This is a genomic window from Acinetobacter sp. AYS6, assembly GCF_025630795.1.
Taxonomy (GTDB): Bacteria; Pseudomonadota; Gammaproteobacteria; order Pseudomonadales; family Moraxellaceae; genus Acinetobacter.
This window is the reverse complement of sequence record NZ_JAOTNV010000011.1, coordinates 86,659-105,208: the sequence shown is the minus strand read 5'-3', so window position 1 is coordinate 105,208 and position 18,550 is coordinate 86,659. Positions and strand designations below refer to the sequence as shown.

The following is an 18,550-nucleotide window of genomic DNA, read 5'->3' as shown; positions in this document are numbered from 1 at the left end:
CTGCAACTGTTTGAGACAGGACTACATTTTTTAAAATTGGTTCTGCGATAGATAGGATATTCGATGGTTGTGGACGAGTTTTGCAGATGACAATGGTTTTGCCTATTTTTCCCGAAATGAGAAACATCGTTTCGTAAGGTAGGTCGAACGGAAGGTTAATCCTGAAATAAGAAGTGAAAATGGTACGACTCCGTCGTGCTTAATAAATAAATTCAGATAGATAGGAAAGGACAATCTTATGAGCTCAAATGAAACAACAACAGGCTTCAAACCAAAAAAATCAGTTGCACTGAGCGGACAAGTTGCAGGCAACACAGCACTTTGTACCGTAGGACGTAGCGGTAACGACTTGCACTATCGTGGCTATGACATTCTTGACCTTGCAGCAGGTAGCCAATTTGAAGAAGTTGCTCACTTGCTCGTACATGGCAAATTACCAAACAAAGCTGAACTCAAAGCGTATAAAGCAAAATTAAAAGCACTTCGTGGCTTACCGGCAGCACTGAAAACTGCACTTGAACAATTACCACCGTCTGCACACCCAATGGATGTGATGCGTACAGGTGTTTCAGTGCTAGGTTGCTTAACGCCAGAACACGAAGACCACAACGAAGCGGGCGCAAAAGACATTGCTGATAAATTAATGGCAAGCCTAGGCTCAATGCTGCTTTATTGGTACCACTTCAGCAACAACGGTCGTCGTATTGAAGTTGAAACTGATGACGACTCAATTGCAGCGCATTTCTTACATTTACTTCATGGCGAAAAACCATCTGAAGAATGGATTCAAGCAATGCATACATCTCTTATTTTGTATGCTGAGCATGAGTTCAACGCGTCTACATTTACCTCACGTGTGGTTGCAGGTACAGGCTCTGACATGTACTCAGCAATTACTGGTGGTATTGGCGCACTTCGTGGACCTAAGCACGGTGGTGCCAACGAAGTTGCATTTGTCATTCAACAACGTTACGACAACGCAGACGAAGCAGAAGCAGACATCCGTAAACGTGTTGAAAATAAAGAAGTCGTGATTGGTTTTGGTCACCCTGTCTATACAGTTTCTGACCCACGTAACGAAGTGATCAAGAAAGTGGCGCATGATTTAGCAGAAGCACAAGAGAACACCAAAATGTACCTCATCGCTGAGCGTTTAGAAGCAGTGATGAAAGAAGTGAAAAACATGTTCCCGAACCTCGACTGGTTCAGTGCGGTGAGCTATCACTTGATGGGCGTTCCAACTGCCATGTTCACACCGTTATTTGTGATTGCACGTACAGCAGGTTGGTCAGCGCACGTGATTGAACAACGCCAAGACGGCAAAATCATTCGTCCAAGCGCGAACTACACAGGCCCTGAAAACCTCGAATTTAAACCATTGGCGGAGCGTGGTTAATGAACACAAAATACCGTAAACCGCTGGCAGGCACCCAGCTTGAATATTACGACGTGCGTCAAGCCGTTGAAGATATTCAGCCAGGCGCATACGAAAAACTGCCTTATACTTCTAAAGTACTCGCAGAGCAATTGGTACGCCGTGCCGATGCCGAGAACTTAACTGCATATTTAACGCAGTTGATTGAACGCCGTCAGGACTTGGACTTTCCTTGGTATCCTGCACGCGTGGTGTGTCATGACATCTTGGGTCAAACAGCTTTGGTTGACCTTGCAGGCTTGCGTGATGCGATTGCCGACAAAGGCGGTGACCCATCTAAAGTTAACCCAGTTGTGCCAACACAGCTTATTGTCGACCACTCTTTAGCGGTGGAATATGGCGGTGCTGACCCAGACGCTTTTGCAAAAAACCGTGCTGTTGAAGACCGTCGTAACGAAGACCGTTTCCACTTTATTGAGTGGACCAAAACAGCATTTAAAAATGTTGATGTGATCCCTGCGGGGAACGGCATTATGCACCAGATTAACCTAGAGAAAATGTCTCCGGTGATTCAGGCGCGTGATGGCGTAGCATTCCCAGACACATGCGTAGGTACAGACTCGCACACACCACATACAGACGCTTTGGGCGTAATTTCTGTGGGTGTAGGTGGCTTAGAAGCTGAAAACGTAATGTTAGGCCGTGCATCTTGGATGCGTCTACCAGACATTATTGGTGTTGAGTTTGTAGGTCAGCGTCAGGCAGGCATTACTGCAACAGATATCGTACTTGCTTTAACCGAGTTCTTGCGTAAAGAGCGCGTAGTGGGTGCATACCTTGAGTTCTTTGGTGAAGGTGCTGACAGTATGTCTGTGGGCGACCGTGCAACCATTTCGAACATGACACCAGAATATGGCGCTACGGCTGCAATGTTCTACATCGACCAAAACACGATTGATTACTTACGCCTAACAGGCCGTGAAGATGCTCAAGTGGCGTTGGTTGAACAGTACGCAAAAGAAATCGGCCTTTGGGCATCTGACATGACCAAAGCAGAGTACCCACGTGTACTACGTTTTGACCTATCGACAGTCACACGTAATATTGCTGGTCCATCAAACCCACATGCACGTGTTTCAACCGCGGACCTAAAAGAAAAAGGTATTGCGGGTGTTGTTGAAAACCGTTCTGATGGCTTAATGCCTGATGGCGCAATCATTATTGCGGCAATTACTTCATGTACCAACACTTCTAACCCGCGTAACACTGTGGCAGCAGGTTTGTTGGCACGTAAGGCAAATGAGCTAGGTTTAGTTCGTAAACCTTGGGTGAAATCATCATTTGCACCGGGTTCAAAAGCAGCTGCACTTTACCTTGAAGAAGCAGGTGTTCTAAAAGACTTAGAGCAACTTGGTTTTGGTATTGTGGCTTACGCTTGTACAACGTGTAACGGTATGTCTGGTGCGTTAGATCCAGTCATTCAGCAAGAAATTATTGACCGTGATTTGTACGCAACCGCAGTACTGTCTGGTAACCGTAACTTCGATGGTCGTATCCATCCTTATGCAAAACAAGCATTCTTGGCATCTCCACCGCTTGTTGTGGCGTATGCAATTGCGGGTACGATTCGTTTTGATATCGAAAAAGATGCTTTGGGCCATGACAAAGAAGGTAACCCGATTTACCTCAAAGACATCTGGCCATCTGATGCTGAAATTGATGCCTTAGTTAAGCAAGCCGTGAAGCCTGAACAGTTCCGTAAAGTCTACATTCCAATGTTTGACTTGGGCGAAGTTGAGCAAGCGAAGAGCCCACTTTACGACTGGCGTCCGCAAAGTACTTACATTCGCCGTCCACCATATTGGGAAGGGGCGTTGGCTGCACCACGTACTTTAGCGAACATGCGTCCACTTGCAATTTTAGGTGACAACATCACCACCGACCACTTGTCGCCTTCAAACGCGATTTTGATGGACTCGGCTGCGGGTGAATACCTTCACAAAATGGGCGTACCAGAAGAAGACTTCAACTCATACGCAACGCACCGTGGTGACCACTTGACTGCACAACGTGCAACATTTGCTAACCCGAAACTCTATAACGAAATGGTGGTTCGTTCAGACGGTACCATTAAGCAAGGTTCAAAAGCGCGTGTAGAGCCAGAAGGTGAAGTGATGCGTATGTGGGAAGCGATTGAAACCTACATGAACCGTAAACAACCGTTAATTATTATCGCGGGTGCTGACTACGGTCAGGGTTCAAGTCGTGACTGGGCTGCAAAAGGTGTGCGCCTTGCAGGTGTTGAAGCGATTGTGGCCGAAGGTTTTGAGCGTATTCACCGTACTAACTTGGTGGGTATGGGTGTGTTACCACTTGAGTTTAAACCGGGTGTAAACCGTAAGACGTTAAAACTAGATGGTACAGAGCTTTACAGCGTGATTGGTAATATTGCACCGCGTTCGACTTTAACTTTGGTTATTGAGCGTGCCACAGCGGATGGTAAAGAAGAGATTCTTGAAGTACCTGTGACTTGCCGTTTAGATACAGAAGAAGAAGTTTCTGTATATGAAGCGGGCGGTGTATTACAGCGTTTTGCACAAGACTTTTTAGAAGGCCAAGTGGCTTGATACTTTAGTTAAATATTATTGATATTGTTTAAAAAAAGCCCTATCTTGATGATGGGGTTTTTACTATATATGCAGTGTAAAAAGAGTTGATGGCCTCATAAAAAATTGTATTTAAAATAGATGTTTTTAGAAAAATATCCATATAAAAAAGGATTAAAAATTGGAAACAACAAATAAATTAGATGATCAAGCTGAGAGGAAGTTACCAGTTAAAGCACATTTATTATGCGGCTGGCCACTCATACTTATGTTGGTTGGAGGTGCTATTGGCGGAGCTCTTGGAGCAAGTGCTTATGGTATAAATGTTAAGATCTATAAATCAAACTTATCAAATATCGCTAAAATACTACTCAATTTGTTGACAGGTTTAACAGCTATTATTTTTATGCTTATTGCGGCAAATTTGATTCGAATGTATTTTCTTTAAAGAAGTTGATCATATAAAAAAAGCCCGACATCCTGTCGGGCTTTTTCGTATTTGGTTGCTAGATATGACTCCTGTCGTATCTCACTCTCCTGGTGCATGAACCTATTATTGTTGTTTTATGTTCCGGAACATCCTGTTCCTGTATGAACTCATCTTAGGAAAAAAGCAGGGTGCAGCCAATCCGCAAAATCCCTAAAAGTTTGTAAGATAAATCGTACAAAATGAAGTTGTGGAAGTATTTGCGCTTGCCGTTTGGATACAGGAGAAGAAGTTTCTGTATATGAAGTGGGCAGTGTATTACAACGTTTTGCATAAGAATTTTTAGAAAGCCAAGTAGTTTGGTTAGCAAATTTCTCCTTTCTTTTATAGTAAAAAGAATGAAATAAAGGCTATTGATTATATTGTTAAAAGGACCTATTTTAAATAACGGTATTTATCTTTAATTGGCATTGTTGTGATAGATAGGAAAAGAGTTATTTTAAGCTCAGTTGAAGAGCTTTTTGATAAAGCTTCTTTAGATTATAAAAACTTATCTGTTGGATATTCTGATAATATAAACTTTAGAAAATATTTTGATCTTATTCCAGAAGATTATTTAAGTTTTGCTAAAAAAGATCTAAAACAAAGAGATGAACGAGGTCTTATTAATGCTCTATCTAATGCCAAAAGGGCAATAGATTGTTTGATTGAGAATACATTAAAAAATTTTGATATTAATATAAAAAAACTACCTAAAGTGGCTCTGAATTTTTGCGAGGAGGTTCTGAATGAGGAGGATAAACAAATAAGCCCTTTTTCATTACGTCTATTCTGTGCATTAGGACTTTCTCCAAGTATATTAATTAGTGAGGTCAGAAGTTTAAGAAATAAAGTAGAACACGAATTTAGTAATCCCCAAAAAAAAGATGTATTAAGGGCTTGTGAAGTTGCAGAATTATTAGTTAATAATCTAAAAGCAAAAGAGCTATATTCTTGTGCAATTGATATATCAGATACTAAGAAACATGAAGGACTGTCAGAAGGGAGTGTTACAGGGGTTAGATTTAATTATGTTTATAGTTTTCTAAATAAAAACGAAAGTTTTTATATATATTTTTATGATAAAAATGATACTTTTTATGAGTATTATTTTAGTCCAGAAGATAAAATATACTATTATTTTTTAAAAGCAATGTTTATTGCTGAGTTTGATACAGATGAACTAGAATTATGTATTAAAAGAATTATAAGAGAAATAAGCCCAAATTTAGAATTAGATGAAATAAATATAAGTTTAAGGGTTTAAAAATAGAATATTATTTATTAAAAAAAAGCCCGACATCCTGTCGGGCTTTTTCGTATTTGGTTGCTAGATATGACTCCTGTCGTATCTCACTCTCCTGGTGCATGAACCTATTATTGTTGTTTTATGTTCCGGAACATCCTGTTCCTGTATGAACTCATCTTAGGAAAAAAGCAGAGTGTAGCCAATCCGCAAAATCCCTAAAAGTTTGTAAGATAAATCGTACAAATAACATTTTTTGCATTTATGCCATCATCATCGGGCGAAATGGACAATTGACATTCACTTTAACTGGGTTATATTCCTGTTTAATATCTATACAATTATAGGAATACAATCATGGTAACAGCTGGCGAAAAACCCGGAACAGGCTTCTATTTCTGCGCTCAATGTGGCCAGAGAGTGTTTTTAGAAATTAATACAGATCGTTTACCACCATGCACTAAATGCTATTGCACTGAGTTTAAACGCTAAGAATAAAATAATATTTGCGTTCGCATTTAACAAAAAGCCCTGTCACCCGATGGGGCTTTTTGTTAATTTAAAAATAAGACTTACATAACAAGACCCGTGATGGGCATGAAAAAGGAAACCGTTATGGAAACTATATTAGGTTTATGTATTGGCGTGGGGCTGAGCGCTGCCTGCGGTTTTCGCGTGTTTGTGCCGTTATTGGTCATGAGCATTGCAACAATGATGGGCTGGTTTGAGCCATCGAAAGGTTTTGAATGGTTAGCTCTACCATCGGTTTGTTTAGCTTTAGCTGTGGCAACGGTGTGTGAAGTTGCGGCTTACTATATTCCGTGGGTCGATAATGCCTTAGACACAGTTGCAACTCCTGCGGCTATGATCGCGGGTACGCTAGCGACAATGGCGGTGAGTAGCGGAGAAATGTCTCAGTTTGCCAGTTGGGCGGCAGCGATTATTGTCGGTGGCGGTACGGCTGGTGTGGTGCAAATGAGTACCGTTGCTGCACGTGGTGTTTCAACTGCAACCACGGGTGGCTTGGGTAATTTTGTCGTTGCGACAGGAGAGTGGATTGGGGCAATCTTACTTTCGGTTTCAGCCATGTTGGTGCCTGCGCTTGTGGCAATTGTGGTGTTGATTGCGGTTATTTGGGTGGTGCGTTGGATCCGCCATAAAAAGCAAGAACAGGCGCATAGCCCGCTATAGGTGAGTGTAAATATCATTTTAAAATGAGCATAAAAAAAGCCCAACGTCCTGTTGGGCTTTTTTGTATTTGGGTACTAGATATGACTCCTGTCGTATCTCACGTTCCTGGTGCTTGAACCTATTATTGTTGTTTTGTGTTCCGGAACATCCTGTTCCTGTATGAGTTCATATTAGGAAAAAAGCAGGGAGTCGCCAATCCGCAAAATCCCTAAAAGTTTGTAGGTTAAAGCGTACATTCAGAAATGATTTAACTTTTCAAAGTGAATATGAATAATAACCACCTTGTTACTTTAAGAAAAAAATCAAATGCGTATTAGAAAATCTTCAAGACTATTAGTTCTTAATGAAAATCATCAAATTTTGTTATTTCAGTTTACTCATACAAATGATGCTTTGGCTGGACAATCACATTGGGCAACTGTCGGTGGTGGGCTTGAAGAAGGGGAAACCTTCGAGCAAGCAGCTTGCCGAGAGCTTTATGAAGAGTTAGGTGTAGTCAGGCAAAACGTAGGTGCTCATGTTGCAACACGCAATTTTGAAATGATGTTACCGAGTGCGGAAGTTGTAATTTCTAATGAAAGACTTTTTATTGTTTTTATTAAAAATGAAGAAGTGAATACGTCAAACTGGTCGGAACAAGAAAAACTTGTGATTAGTAAAAGCCGTTGGTGGACGTTTGATGAGCTAAGCCAAACAGCTGAAATTGTTTATCCAAACAACATTCCTAAAATTCTTGCAGAGAGTCTGCCTGAGATTTTTAAACTCTAAAATTTCCCAATATTCAGATATAAAAAAAGCCCAACATCCTGTTGGGCTTTTTCGTATTTGGTTGCTAGATATGACTCCTGTCGTATCTCACGCTCCTGGTGTATGAACCTATTATTGTTGTTTTGTGTTCCGGAACATCCTGTTCCTGTATGAACTCATCATAGGAAAAAAGCGGGAAGTCGCCAATCCGCAAAATCCCTAAAAGTTTGTAGGCTAAAACGTACAAGATCGCTTTTTATATCTCTTATTTTGAATTCGATTCTGGCCTCTGCGCCGCAACAGACTTTAATCTTTTGCGCTGATTTAAAGTAAAACACCATTGCAACACAGAGATAAAGAGCTAAGCCAAGCTTAGCCCAGACTACTTTGGTCACACCGCTGCATGGTGCTTAAAAAAGTAGGGGCAAAGTCCTGTGGGAGAACAGGACTTTGCAAACTGAAAAACCATAGCTATCTAGAACGAAACTTAAAGCCAAAATAGGTTTATAAATTGTCATATTATTCTCATAATAATTTATATCTATGAGTAGAATAAAAAATATAATTGGTTTTAAGGTTTTAAATAAATTTTAGGTAATAATTAATCCTCCTAAAAATATAGGAAAATAAAATAATTAAAATTTTAAAATAAAATTAATTTATAAATTTAAAAAATAGACAATAGAAAACCTAAAGTTTAAATAAATAAAATAGTTAAATAAGAGAGGAAATAAGTTTGAAAAGTGTCATGGCCAACTCCTTAAAAAATGGAGTCCTACCACCAGATTACCGCGAATTAATTTATGGTGGTAGAACGAAAGAGGGTTGACAGACTGGAAACAAAGGAACCAGCACACACAAAGGTGTCCCCCTTCCGCCCTACCATAGAGAAAAAGGGGGCGAACGAGTTCCCGACACACAAAATAAGAATTTTGCATATCGTCTTTGTTATTCGCGGTCTGTCATAACCGACTGGCAATGTAGGCCAGCAACGAGATAATAATAGGTGATTTTAATTACGTCAATTTAATATTTAAAATATTTTTAATTTAATAATAAATCTAAATGTATTTTTAAAATAATAGAGTTAATGTTTATATTTAATTAGAAAAAATAAAGAATAAAATAATTTGCAAGTGTAGTGTTTTTAATAATAGAGATTCATCATCTTATAAATAAAATATTATAGATATGGCTGCCTTATTCTAAACTTTTAAGCATTTCTTTCGCATCCGAATCGCCTGCGTTGGCAGCTTGCTGAAACCATTTCTTTGCCAGTTGTAGGTTTTTCGGTGTGCCTTCACCATTTAAATACATCTGAGCCAAGTTGTATTGAGCATCACTTTCGTCATGCTCGGCGGCTTTGGTGTACCACTTAAGGGCTTGCTCATCGCTTTGTGAAACCCCGTGACCTTTTTTATATAGCTGAGCTAAATTATATTCTGCGGGTGGATAGCCTTGCTCGGCAGCACGACTAAACCACTCAAACGCATGCACATAATTTTGCGCAGTTCCTTCACCTCTGTCATATAACACCCCTAAGTTATATTGCGCTTTAGCATGACCCTTGGCCGCAGCCTTAGTAAAATAATCAAAAGCGCGCTTGGCATCTTTTTCAACACCCGTGCCTGTGTAATACAGCATTCCTAAACTATATTTTGCCCCCACGCTTCCATTTTGGTCAGCCGCAGTTAGCCATTTAAACGCTTGTTCATAATTTTTAACCACACCTTGTTCGCCGCTTAAAAGCATCATGCCCAGATGATATTGAGCCACAGCTTGCCCTTGTTCTGCACGATATTGAATATCAGCCACACTCGGTTCAGCAAATGCTGGAGAATGAAGTGAGAAAATCACCATAAATATATAAAAAGCAGACTTTTTTATTTTCATATCTCATCCTGAGTTTTATTAATTTTAATATTTATTTTTCTTTAATAACTATTTGAATATAAAATAAAAACATTAAATATTTTTGGGTGGTTTATAGCACTTTAAAATGAGTAAATTTTACGGATTAAATACCCATTTAATAACAAATTAACGTAAAACCGCATATTTAGACTAGTTACATTTTGAAAATGAGTATAGATAGACAGATTAGTCTTTTTTTAATTAAAATGCGGCCTAAATATAAGTTTGATTGATAATAAAAATGCAGATGAGTGTGTCGAGTATATTGGAGCGTTTAGGCCTTGTTTCACAAAATCGCGCCGTCCATATCCAATTCTCAAATCAGTCTTTAAATCAGCAAGTCTTCTTGCAACGCATTGAGGGCGAACATACCCTTAACCAAGGTAGCGTTGCTGAGTTACTGTGTCTGTCGACGAACGCACATATTGCATTAAAACAATTTATTGGCTGTCAGGTTGCCGTCGATCAGGTGACGGATACAGGCCAGTTTTTTAGAACTACGGGCATTATTACAGAAGCGAGCCAAGGGCAAAGCGACGGCTCACTCACTATTTATAATCTCACCTTAAAAGACCCAACTGCACTCTGGCATAAACGCCGTAATAGCCGCGTGTTTATGAATAAAAGTGTGCGCGATATTAGCGAAATTTTATTTAAAGAATGGCAAGGGAAAAGCCCGCTGTTTGCTTCAAGCTTAACGCTCGATACATCTGGTTTAACGAAAGACTACGATGTGCGTCCATTTGTGATGCAGTCTAACGAAAGTGACTATGACTTTTTAACCCGTTTATGGCGTAGTGAAGGCATTAACTGGCTGGTCGATGAATCGCAACTTTTTGTCGCCGACCCGAATGCTTCCATTCAGCCACAAGTGCTACGTTTAATTGACGATAATCAAAATTATCAAGCGCTTGAACGTCGTAGCCTCCGCTACCAGCGCAGCAGTGCCACAGAACAGTTCGATACCATTACCCAAGTCAAGGCTGAGCGCCGCTTACAACCAACCTCGGTTCATGTGCAACGCTGGCAAGCCGATGCTTTGCAACAAGAAGAAGGCAGCGGTAGCGTACAAGGCACCCAAAAGCATAGCGAACACTATGACAATGCGAGCTTGAATCTTGAAGATGCATGGCATGTTAGCCCCGCTTGGATGCAAGACCTAAATGGTGAAGATCAGGCCACAGCATCAGGCAATAGCCAGATTGAACAGCTTAACCAGCATATTAATGCATACCATCACCTGAGTTCTAAGCAGTTTACGGTTTCAGGTAACGTCCGTGATGCACAGGTCGGTTATTGGTTTGAACTCAATGACCACCCTGAACTCGACCAACATGACAGTGCTGACAAAGAGTTCTTAATCTTAAGCAAGCACTACTATAACCAGAACAATTTACCGAAAGAATTACAACAGCAACTTGAGCGCTTATTAGCAAAAGACAAGCTCAAGGCAGCTCAACACGATAGCCAAAACCCTGAGCAGCGCCACTTTGCTGAACTCAATGTCGTTCGACGCAATGTTAAAGCTGTCCCTGAATATAATCCGCTAGAACACCGACCAGCAGCTTACCCGCAGCGCGCTAGAGTGGTGGGCTTGGAAGGTGAAAGCATCCACGTTGATCAGTGGGGACGTATTAAAGTTCGTTTTCTGTTTACCCGAACTGACGATCATAGCCATGACGGTGGAGCAGGCAGTAACGACAATGATACCGACTCGGCTTGGGTAGATGTACTCACCCCGTGGGCAGGCGCCGGTTATGGCGCACGCTTCTTGCCTCGCGTGGGTGAAATAGTTGTGATCGACTTCTTTGATGGTAATGTTGACCGTCCATTTGTGGTGGGACGTATTCACGAAGCTGAACGGCATCCAACCCAGTTCGACCAGAAAGGTCAGCTACCTGACACTAAAAAACTGAGTGGCATCCGCTCAGAAGAAGTCGACGGTAAAGGCTTTAACCAGCTACGTTTTGATGACACCACAGGGCAAATCAGTGCCCAGCTACAAAGTAGCCATGCGGCCAGCCAACTCAACTTGGGTAACTTAAGCCATCCAAAAGACAAGGCGGAAAGTGATGGACGAGGTGAAGGTTTCGAACTCAGAACTGACCAGTGGGGTGCGGTGCGAGCGGGAAGTGGGCTACTAATTAGTACTCATAAACAGGACCAAGCTCAAGGCGTACACCTTGATGCAAATGAGGCCGAACAACAAATAGAAGGCGGTCTGAACAATGCCAAGGCACTCAGCGAAGTTGCTAAAAATCAGCAAACTGATCCTTTAGAAAATTTAGAAAACCTAAAATCTTTTATTGAAAAACTTGAGCAGCAAGACAACGCAAAAGCTAAAACCTTTAAAGAGGCGATTATGTTGTTGGCGAGCCCAAATAGCATCGCGCTAAGCAGTAATGAAGATATTCATTTAAGCGCAGATGGGCAGTTAAACCAAACTGCTGGGGACAGCATAAATCTGTCTACCCAAAAGAACTTGATTGCGCATGCCCAAAATAAAATTAGCCTTTTTGCAGTGCAAGAAGGGGCAAGGCTCTATGCAGGCAAAGGCAAAGTCGAGATCCAAGCACAAGGTGACGGAGCAGATTTAATTGCCCGTAAAGCTGTTCAGGTGATTTCGACCGAAGAAAAAATCGAAGCGACAGCAGCCAAAGAAATTGTGCTCACCGCAGGCGGCTCTCAAGTCAAAATTACTGGTTCAGGTATTTTTATGACTACAGGCGGTAAGTTTGAGGTGAAGGCTGGGCAGCATTTGTTTATGGGGGGGGCTGAAGTAGGCATGAACCTCCAAGGTTTACCAGCTTATGAAACCTATAATGAGAGATTCAAGATGTTATTACCTTCAGGTGAACCACTTTCATTTGTTGATTACAAGATATCTTCTGAAGGTAAAGAAATTTTTGCTAACTCAGATAAGAAAGGTCAAACCAAAGAAATACATAGCCCTAAAGAACAGGGACTTAAGCTCGATTTGTTATGGTTGGATCTAGAAACAGTAGATGAAACGGAAGTTTGGGTAGATCCAGCGCAAGGAAGTGAAAATGTCTAACAGTTTAGATTGGAACAGTAAAACGAACATAAGTGAACATAGTTGTAAGGATGCTCACTGTGACTGTTTGACATTTTGGGAAATATATCAGCAAGAAGCGATCAAGAGATTATCTAACTTACAAAAAGCGAATAACTATAAACTTGAGCCAGGATATGAGGCAAGAGCAAGAAGAATTGCCTCTGTATATGCCAAAATATTTTTAGAAATAGAGCTCGGTGGGAATAAAAATCTTCTAGGACGATATTATTGGATGGGCTTAGGAGCTTTTGCCTCAAAAACAGTTGCAACTATATTCAAGCATTGGGGGAGTCTGCTTGGCTACAATGTCGGTGTACAAGAGGCTATAAATCTTTTTGCTCGTGGCAATTTGTGGTTGTTTATGGATATTGCTCCTTGGCATTTAGCTTGGAGTGCATCTTCAGAATCTTTTAAGAGTTGTAAAGGTACGCGAGATACTAGTACATTCAAATTTGTTAAGCCAGCATTAATGAATTTGCCATGGTCATCATGTTTGCCCAGTGTTAAAAATTTAAAGGTGACGAAAGAAATTAATGATGCTTTTACTCTATTACCTGCCATTGAGAAAGCTTTTTTGAATGGAGGTGATGAGAAAAGTAAATATAGAAAAGCTAGTCAAAATCTATTCGATCATTTGATGGCTATTGCGGTACAGGAACAACATAATATTCTTCAAGTTGTTGTTTGGGAAAATTGCTCAGTTAAATTCGGTGCGTGGATGCAACGTTGGTTTATAGGTATGCCAGATGCCACACTTGTTCTATCAAGTGATTATAGTGTAGACGCGGTAAAAAAGAATTGGTTTGGTAATTATACAGGTAGTAAAGCTAATCAATTAGTAGAGCTAAAAGAGGATGTTTACATTGCTCCTCTCAAGGATACGATTGCTGAAGATTATGATAGTCGTATGAAATGGATTGGTAAAGCAGCTGAAAAATATCACCGTTTAATGCTTGATGAAAAAGGTCGGCCATTTTTACAACAAGAATTGAAAACCATTTCTACATGGGGAAAAAGTAAAGCCGATTTTAAAATACATTCAAGTAGTAATGAAGGCAGGGTGTGATGCTAGACAAGGCTGGAAATTTATTATGAAAAACTATTTATCTTTATTTATCTGCATTATTACATGCATCTTTTTAACTTCTTGTAAGCCCGCAAATAATACTACCCAAGGAAATAAGTCGATGAACCAAAATCAAGATGTAATAGCCCTTCATTTTGGTGAACAAGGTATGCAGGATTTTAGTAAAAATAGTACTACACCAGTTGATCGTCAGCCTGCAGGGATGAATTTTTTATCATTAGATTGGACTCCACCAAAACTAGGTCGAGTACGTGTATTTAGTGAAAAGAGTAATTTAGAAATAGAAGATGTGATCAGTGTGCTAGGTACACAAGTAGCTCGACGAAGCAATGATGGTATTCAAATTATGGACATTAATGCCAGCTTGCATCCAAATGAATATACTACGAGCCAAGAAGCTTATACTGCCTATACTAAATTAGTGCATCAGATTAATGATAAACAATGGAAACAGTATTTTTTACCTTTTAGTGCTCGAATTGATAAACAAGATAATCTAAAGCATATGACTGAAACTATGGGTGAGGTTATCGATCCGACTTATATCTTAAGTTTTAAAGAATGGCAGGATGTTCTTTCGAAAACAAATAGGTTGGTATTTAATTTGTATAATGGGGATGTGGAGTTGGGTATTAGTCTTCGACGGACCTATAAAGATGATAGAAAAGAACAGTATATGGTGAGGTACAGCTTTGAAAACTTTAAATATGCAGGGCGAAATGCTATCTCTGATTCAGATAAGATGAATTCAGAGCAGTTAAAGCAAGCATTTGAAACTGAAGTTGCTAATAATAAGAAAGCCCGTAAAACTGAAGAAAATAATATGAAAAAAGAGGGTTACCATATAGATGAGACCTATATAGACCCAGACATTTGGCCTTATGTAAAATAAACTGTAAGAAGCGTAATTGATTACGCTTCTTCTCTCATAAAAAATAATTTAAGTAGCTTGAATGGCTTCTCCACAAAGAGAAACAGTTTCTTGTTCATGTTGATGTAAGTACCAGAACTGCTCCGCAACCGTTTCTGGATGGTCCGTATAGGTTTTATCTTTAGCTTCAGGTGTTCCATCTACGAAACCATTTACAATCCTTGGCTCACATAAACATTTGAGTCAGCAAGACTATGAGCCAGTAAGTTAGTAGCTTTGTATTGAGCAGCAGCGGTAGTTGCTAAGGATGAATATTCTTTGGCAACCAAGTCGATGCCCACTGCATCGAAAGCAAAATTCCGTTTGTTGATAAAATACTACCGTTATTCTTTTCTAAATCACCAGAGCAAATATTGCAAGCCGAATTAAAAAAGGTTCAAGTAAAATGAAATTTTTATCATGTATATGGATATTTTTATTATTTGGTTGTACTTCTAAAAACATAGATTCTCAATCTACCGATATTAATTTTGGAAAATTTAAATATTTCCAATCTATGTATAGTGGAGAAAAAACATACCAAGGTTTTGTTACAAGCTCTTCTTCTTTAAAAGAAATTTCTGAAAAAAATGCATTTCCTATTTCTAAGCTAAATTGTTTGGAAAATCAGTTTATGGTAAAAGGTGGAATAGACTTAGATTCAGAAGAAATTAATGATCAATTATATAAATATATGGCACATGTCGAAATATGTAAAAATGATGATTGCTCAGTCGATATTAAAAAAGCAAAAATTGATACTGAATGCAGAATTGAATTAAGAAAAAATTACTCAAATGATGCTTATCAATCAAATAAAGCAAAGTTGACGAATGCTAATTTTGAATAAAATGGATGTATAATATTTTTTAATAGTGCTCAGCCTTTATGGGGGTACAGGAAGAGATTATTATGTTGAGCCTAACCAAATTCCTGTAGGTACAGTAGCTAAGTTATATAATAAAAAAGTAGATATAAGTAGAGATGTAGTTATACCTTATACTGTATAAGTTACTACAGATTTTAAAGAAGATATGGGAGTTGTTTTTAAAACAATAAATCAAGGAGATTCTGATGCATATAATCATTTAGTTATTTGCGGAGTTCTAAAATATAGTGGTGATTTTAAAATTAAAATCTCTGGTGGAATATACTTACAAAGTTGATTCTAAATAAAAATGTTTTGCAGATTGATAAATAGTTTATGAGAAATATTGTAATAATTTTATCCATTTTATTGTCAGGTTGTAATCCTTTAGCCAAAAATGAGAAAGAAAATTTTAAGGATATAGCCCTTAAGAATTTAACTTATTCTCATATGGATGGTATGAGTGGTGATATTTTTAAATTTAATTTAGAAACAAATGATGATTTAAAGAATATTTATCAAAACGGGAATTATGAATATACACATTTTAAGTGCGATAATATTAAAAATTACTTTGTGACAGGTGCTATCTCAGTTGAAGGAGAAAAGTTAAAGAATGGAAAATATACTTCATCTGGATACTTCAAAGTCTGCGAAGATGAATCCATGAATGTATGTATCGATAAGAATCAATTGGAAAAATTGTTAACTAGCAATATGTCTTGTAGAGTAGTTTTTGGCGGCTTATTACAAAGCAGTAAAATTATGGTAGATAATATTCTGATATCAAAAGAATCTATAAGAAAATCCAATTTCCAATAGGGTTTTAAATGAAAAAATTTCTTTACCTATTAGGGCTAATTTTTTTAAGTGGATGTAGTGAAAAAATTTCAAATTTCACAATAGAACATACTAGGAAAAGTAATGAAAAGTTAAATTTTTCTATTAATTTTAAAGATAATAATGTTTTAGATAAAATAAGAGAGTCGTCATCAAAAAAAATTGTTTGTAAGAATACTTCTAATCACAACCAAATGTTAGATGCTTATATAAATAAGATTGAAAATAACAAAATTGATGTATCTGTAGAATTTTGCTCAAATAATGATAATAGAAGCTGCGAGCTTATAGATATAAGTTCAGTTAAAAAAATTAATTTAGAATGCCAAGCAGTTTTCTCTGCAATGATTGGTAATGTCTCTAAATCAGAAAAATTTCCAATTGTATGGGAAGAAAAATAATTAAATAATTTTGCGGTATATAAGCATAAATTTAAAAAGCAAGAGAAGCGTAATTAATTACGCTTCTTCTCTCATAAGAAAATTATTTAAGCAGCTTGAATTGCTTCTCCACAAAGAGAAACAGTTTCTTGTTTATGCTGGTGTAAGTACCAGAACTGCTCCGCAACCGTTTCTGGATGCACCGTGTAGGTTTTATCTTTCGCTTCAGGAGTTCCATCTACAAAACCATTTACAATCACTTGGCTCACGTAAACATTTGAGTCAGCGAGACTATGAGCAAGCAAGTTGGTGGCTTTGTATTGAGCGGCAGCGGTAGTTGCTAATGATGAATATTCTTTAGCAACTAAATCGATGCCCACTGCATCGAAAGCAAAAATTCCGTTTGTCGATAAAATGCTACCGTGGTTCTTCTCTAAATCATCTAAGCAAGCTTGCACTGTCGCAATATAGCTCGAAATACGAATATGAAAGCTTTTAGTAAGCTCTAGTGGAGGGGTTTCTAATATGTTGCCTTCAATATCATGGAAAGCATTCCAATGAATATTTTTAATCTCTCCGAAGTGGTGTTTAATACGTTTTACGAGATTTGGTATATCTTCCAGAACTGCTAAATCACATGTAAAAGCATGAGCTTCTATACCTTGTGTTTTAAGTTCTAGAATGGCCTTCTCGAGTTTTTCAGCATTACGTGCCACTAAACCGATTTTATAGCCTTGTTTACCAAACTTATGTGCTACGGCTTTGGAAATACCTGTTCCATAACCAAAAATTATAATATTGTTGTTCATTATAAAGTTCCAAAAAACCAATTATTTGGTTAGAAATAGTTTATAATATGTTTTTATAATGTATTCAAGCGGAAAAATTAAATCTCAAAATAATGCAGAAAGAACAAGACAAAAATATGAAAAATACTAATTAAGTCAGTTGGTTTTGAATGGTCCAGCTGGCATAGCTTTTATTAAATATTTTTAATTTTATAAAAAATATAGAGTCGCAATTTTCAAATTGAAAAAACTTTGCTGATAAAATAGTTTTTTAATTTGACTTCTCTATCTTCCTGTCATAAATTAATTGGAACGATCGTTCCTGATAAGTATGTTTTATGCGAACTAAAGAATTTGAAACTGATGAAATTGCTGATGCTGCAATGCAGGTTTTTTGGCGTCGTGGTTATGCTGCAACCTCAGTTCAAGACTTAGTTGATGGTACGGGACTATCTAGAAGTAGCCTTTACAGCACTTTTCAAAACAAACAAGGTCTTTATCAAAAAGCGTTACAACGCTATGAACTTTTAACTACACTAAATAATGTGAAGTTGTTGTCTGGTTCAGGTTCTCCGAAAGCACTTATTCGACAGTTACTTCTTAATATTGTTGAAGATGAGCTAAGTGATCCAGAACATAAAGGATGTCTTGTCGCAAATGCATGTTTAGAGCTGGCTGGCCATGATGAAGAAGTCGCTCAATTTGTTGTAAGTAACCTACAGAAACTACAACATGCTATAGAGAGTTTATTAATTAAAGCTCAACAGTCTGGTGAAATTTCTTCTACCCAAAACCCACGCGCGTTAGCAAGTTTTTTTGTAAATACTATTCAAGGATTACGTGTTTTGGGAAAAGGCAGCCCGCTTGAACAAAGAAAGCAATACTTAATGGATGTGGTCGAGGTTGCTTTAAACGTTTTATAAAACTCATTTAAACCTTAACTATTGTTGAGCTGAATAGTTAAGGTTTTTATTTAAATTAAATAGGAACGATCATTCCAATTTAATGATTTTAGATTACATGGAGAACAAATGCCTTCCCATCTTAACCTGATAA

15 protein-coding genes and 4 pseudogenes are annotated in these 18,550 nt (G+C 38.3%); 15 read left to right on the top strand and 4 right to left on the bottom strand.

Annotated elements, in window-relative coordinates; genetic code table 11:
- The first annotated feature begins 238 nt into the window (after window positions 1-238).
- The 8 genes and pseudogenes from prpC to OD757_RS17175 all read left to right on the top strand — a co-directional run bounded on the left by prpC (window position 239) and on the right by OD757_RS17175 (window position 7,652).
- Window positions 239-1,396 (top strand): 2-methylcitrate synthase, encoded by a 1,158-nt coding sequence (gene prpC / locus OD757_RS17205; RefSeq protein WP_004795430.1) that lies wholly within the window; start codon window positions 239-241, stop codon window positions 1,394-1,396.
- Window positions 1,396-4,002 (top strand): Fe/S-dependent 2-methylisocitrate dehydratase AcnD, encoded by a 2,607-nt coding sequence (gene acnD / locus OD757_RS17200; RefSeq protein ID WP_263032620.1) that lies wholly within the window; start codon window positions 1,396-1,398, stop codon window positions 4,000-4,002. Before prpC ends, acnD begins: the two co-directional genes overlap by 1 nt.
- A 160-nt stretch (window positions 4,003-4,162) precedes the next feature.
- Entirely contained in the window at window positions 4,163-4,429 is a 267-nt protein-coding gene (locus tag OD757_RS17195) for a hypothetical protein (RefSeq protein ID WP_263032619.1), read from the top strand.
- A 246-nt stretch (window positions 4,430-4,675) separates the two neighbouring features.
- Window positions 4,676-4,744 (top strand): annotated as a pseudogene (locus tag OD757_RS18350) (hypothetical protein); the annotation flags it as partial.
- Between the two features lie 139 nt (window positions 4,745-4,883).
- Complete coding sequence (locus OD757_RS17190) at window positions 4,884-5,714, top strand: hypothetical protein (RefSeq protein ID WP_263032618.1); 831 nt, start codon at window positions 4,884-4,886, stop codon at window positions 5,712-5,714.
- A 336-nt stretch (window positions 5,715-6,050) separates the two neighbouring features.
- On the top strand, window positions 6,051-6,185 hold the full coding sequence (locus tag OD757_RS17185) for a zinc ribbon-containing protein (RefSeq protein ID WP_004640417.1): 135 nt from the start codon (window positions 6,051-6,053) through the stop codon (window positions 6,183-6,185).
- A 123-nt stretch (window positions 6,186-6,308) separates the two neighbouring features.
- Window positions 6,309-6,884 carry a DUF4126 domain-containing protein gene (locus OD757_RS17180; RefSeq protein WP_263032617.1) on the top strand — a complete coding sequence of 192 codons (576 nt, stop codon included), beginning with the start codon at window positions 6,309-6,311 and terminating at the stop codon, window positions 6,882-6,884.
- Between the two features lie 266 nt (window positions 6,885-7,150).
- A pseudogene (locus OD757_RS17175) lies at window positions 7,151-7,652 on the top strand (NUDIX hydrolase).
- A 351-nt stretch (window positions 7,653-8,003) separates the two neighbouring features.
- On the opposite strand, the pseudogene OD757_RS18345 reads toward OD757_RS17175, so the two are convergent.
- Both OD757_RS18345 and OD757_RS17170 read right to left on the bottom strand, forming a co-directional pair.
- Window positions 8,004-8,090: pseudogene (locus OD757_RS18345) on the bottom strand (hypothetical protein); the annotation flags it as partial.
- Window positions 8,091-8,831: 741 nt separating this feature from the next.
- Window positions 8,832-9,524, bottom strand: a complete 693-nt coding sequence (locus OD757_RS17170; protein WP_263032616.1) for a tetratricopeptide repeat protein — start codon at window positions 9,522-9,524, stop codon at window positions 8,832-8,834.
- Between the two features lie 262 nt (window positions 9,525-9,786).
- Here OD757_RS17170 and OD757_RS17165 point away from each other — a divergent pair, with 262 nt between their 5' ends.
- Genes OD757_RS17165 through OD757_RS17155 form a run of 3 tightly spaced genes read left to right on the top strand, consistent with a single transcriptional unit; the run spans window position 9,787 to window position 14,600 of the window.
- Window positions 9,787-12,600, top strand: coding sequence for a type VI secretion system Vgr family protein (locus OD757_RS17165; protein ID WP_263032615.1), 2,814 nt, complete (start codon window positions 9,787-9,789; stop codon window positions 12,598-12,600).
- A complete protein-coding gene (locus tag OD757_RS17160; RefSeq protein WP_263032614.1) occupies window positions 12,593-13,687 on the top strand; it encodes a DUF2515 family protein in 1,095 nt (364 codons plus the stop codon). Before OD757_RS17165 ends, OD757_RS17160 begins: the two co-directional genes overlap by 8 nt.
- Before the next feature lie 25 nt (window positions 13,688-13,712).
- The gene (locus OD757_RS17155; RefSeq protein ID WP_317619808.1) at window positions 13,713-14,600 is read left to right on the top strand and encodes a hypothetical protein; all 888 of its coding nucleotides are present in this window, start codon (window positions 13,713-13,715) and stop codon (window positions 14,598-14,600) included.
- Window positions 14,601-14,648: 48 nt separating this feature from the next.
- On the opposite strand, the pseudogene OD757_RS17150 reads toward OD757_RS17155, so the two are convergent.
- A pseudogene (locus OD757_RS17150) lies at window positions 14,649-14,988 on the bottom strand (short-chain dehydrogenase); the annotation flags it as partial.
- Window positions 14,989-15,024: 36 nt separating this feature from the next.
- Here OD757_RS17150 and OD757_RS17145 point away from each other — a divergent pair.
- The 3 genes from OD757_RS17145 to OD757_RS17135 all read left to right on the top strand — a co-directional run bounded on the left by OD757_RS17145 (window position 15,025) and on the right by OD757_RS17135 (window position 16,727).
- Window positions 15,025-15,468, top strand: a complete 444-nt coding sequence (locus OD757_RS17145; RefSeq protein WP_263032612.1) for a hypothetical protein — start codon at window positions 15,025-15,027, stop codon at window positions 15,466-15,468.
- A 354-nt stretch (window positions 15,469-15,822) separates the two neighbouring features.
- The gene (locus tag OD757_RS17140) at window positions 15,823-16,308 is read left to right on the top strand and encodes a hypothetical protein (protein ID WP_263032611.1); all 486 of its coding nucleotides are present in this window, start codon (window positions 15,823-15,825) and stop codon (window positions 16,306-16,308) included.
- Between the two features lie 8 nt (window positions 16,309-16,316).
- Window positions 16,317-16,727, top strand: a complete 411-nt coding sequence (locus OD757_RS17135; protein WP_263032610.1) for a hypothetical protein — start codon at window positions 16,317-16,319, stop codon at window positions 16,725-16,727.
- 86 nt (window positions 16,728-16,813) lie between these two features.
- Here the strand turns inward: OD757_RS17135 and OD757_RS17130 are convergent, their stop codons facing one another.
- Window positions 16,814-17,515, bottom strand: coding sequence for an SDR family NAD(P)-dependent oxidoreductase (locus OD757_RS17130; protein ID WP_263032609.1), 702 nt, complete (start codon window positions 17,513-17,515; stop codon window positions 16,814-16,816).
- Window positions 17,516-17,832: 317 nt separating this feature from the next.
- On the opposite strand from OD757_RS17130, the gene OD757_RS17125 reads away from it, so the two are divergent.
- The gene (locus OD757_RS17125; protein ID WP_263032608.1) at window positions 17,833-18,417 is read left to right on the top strand and encodes a TetR/AcrR family transcriptional regulator; all 585 of its coding nucleotides are present in this window, start codon (window positions 17,833-17,835) and stop codon (window positions 18,415-18,417) included.
- The last annotated feature ends 133 nt before the right edge of the window (window positions 18,418-18,550 follow it).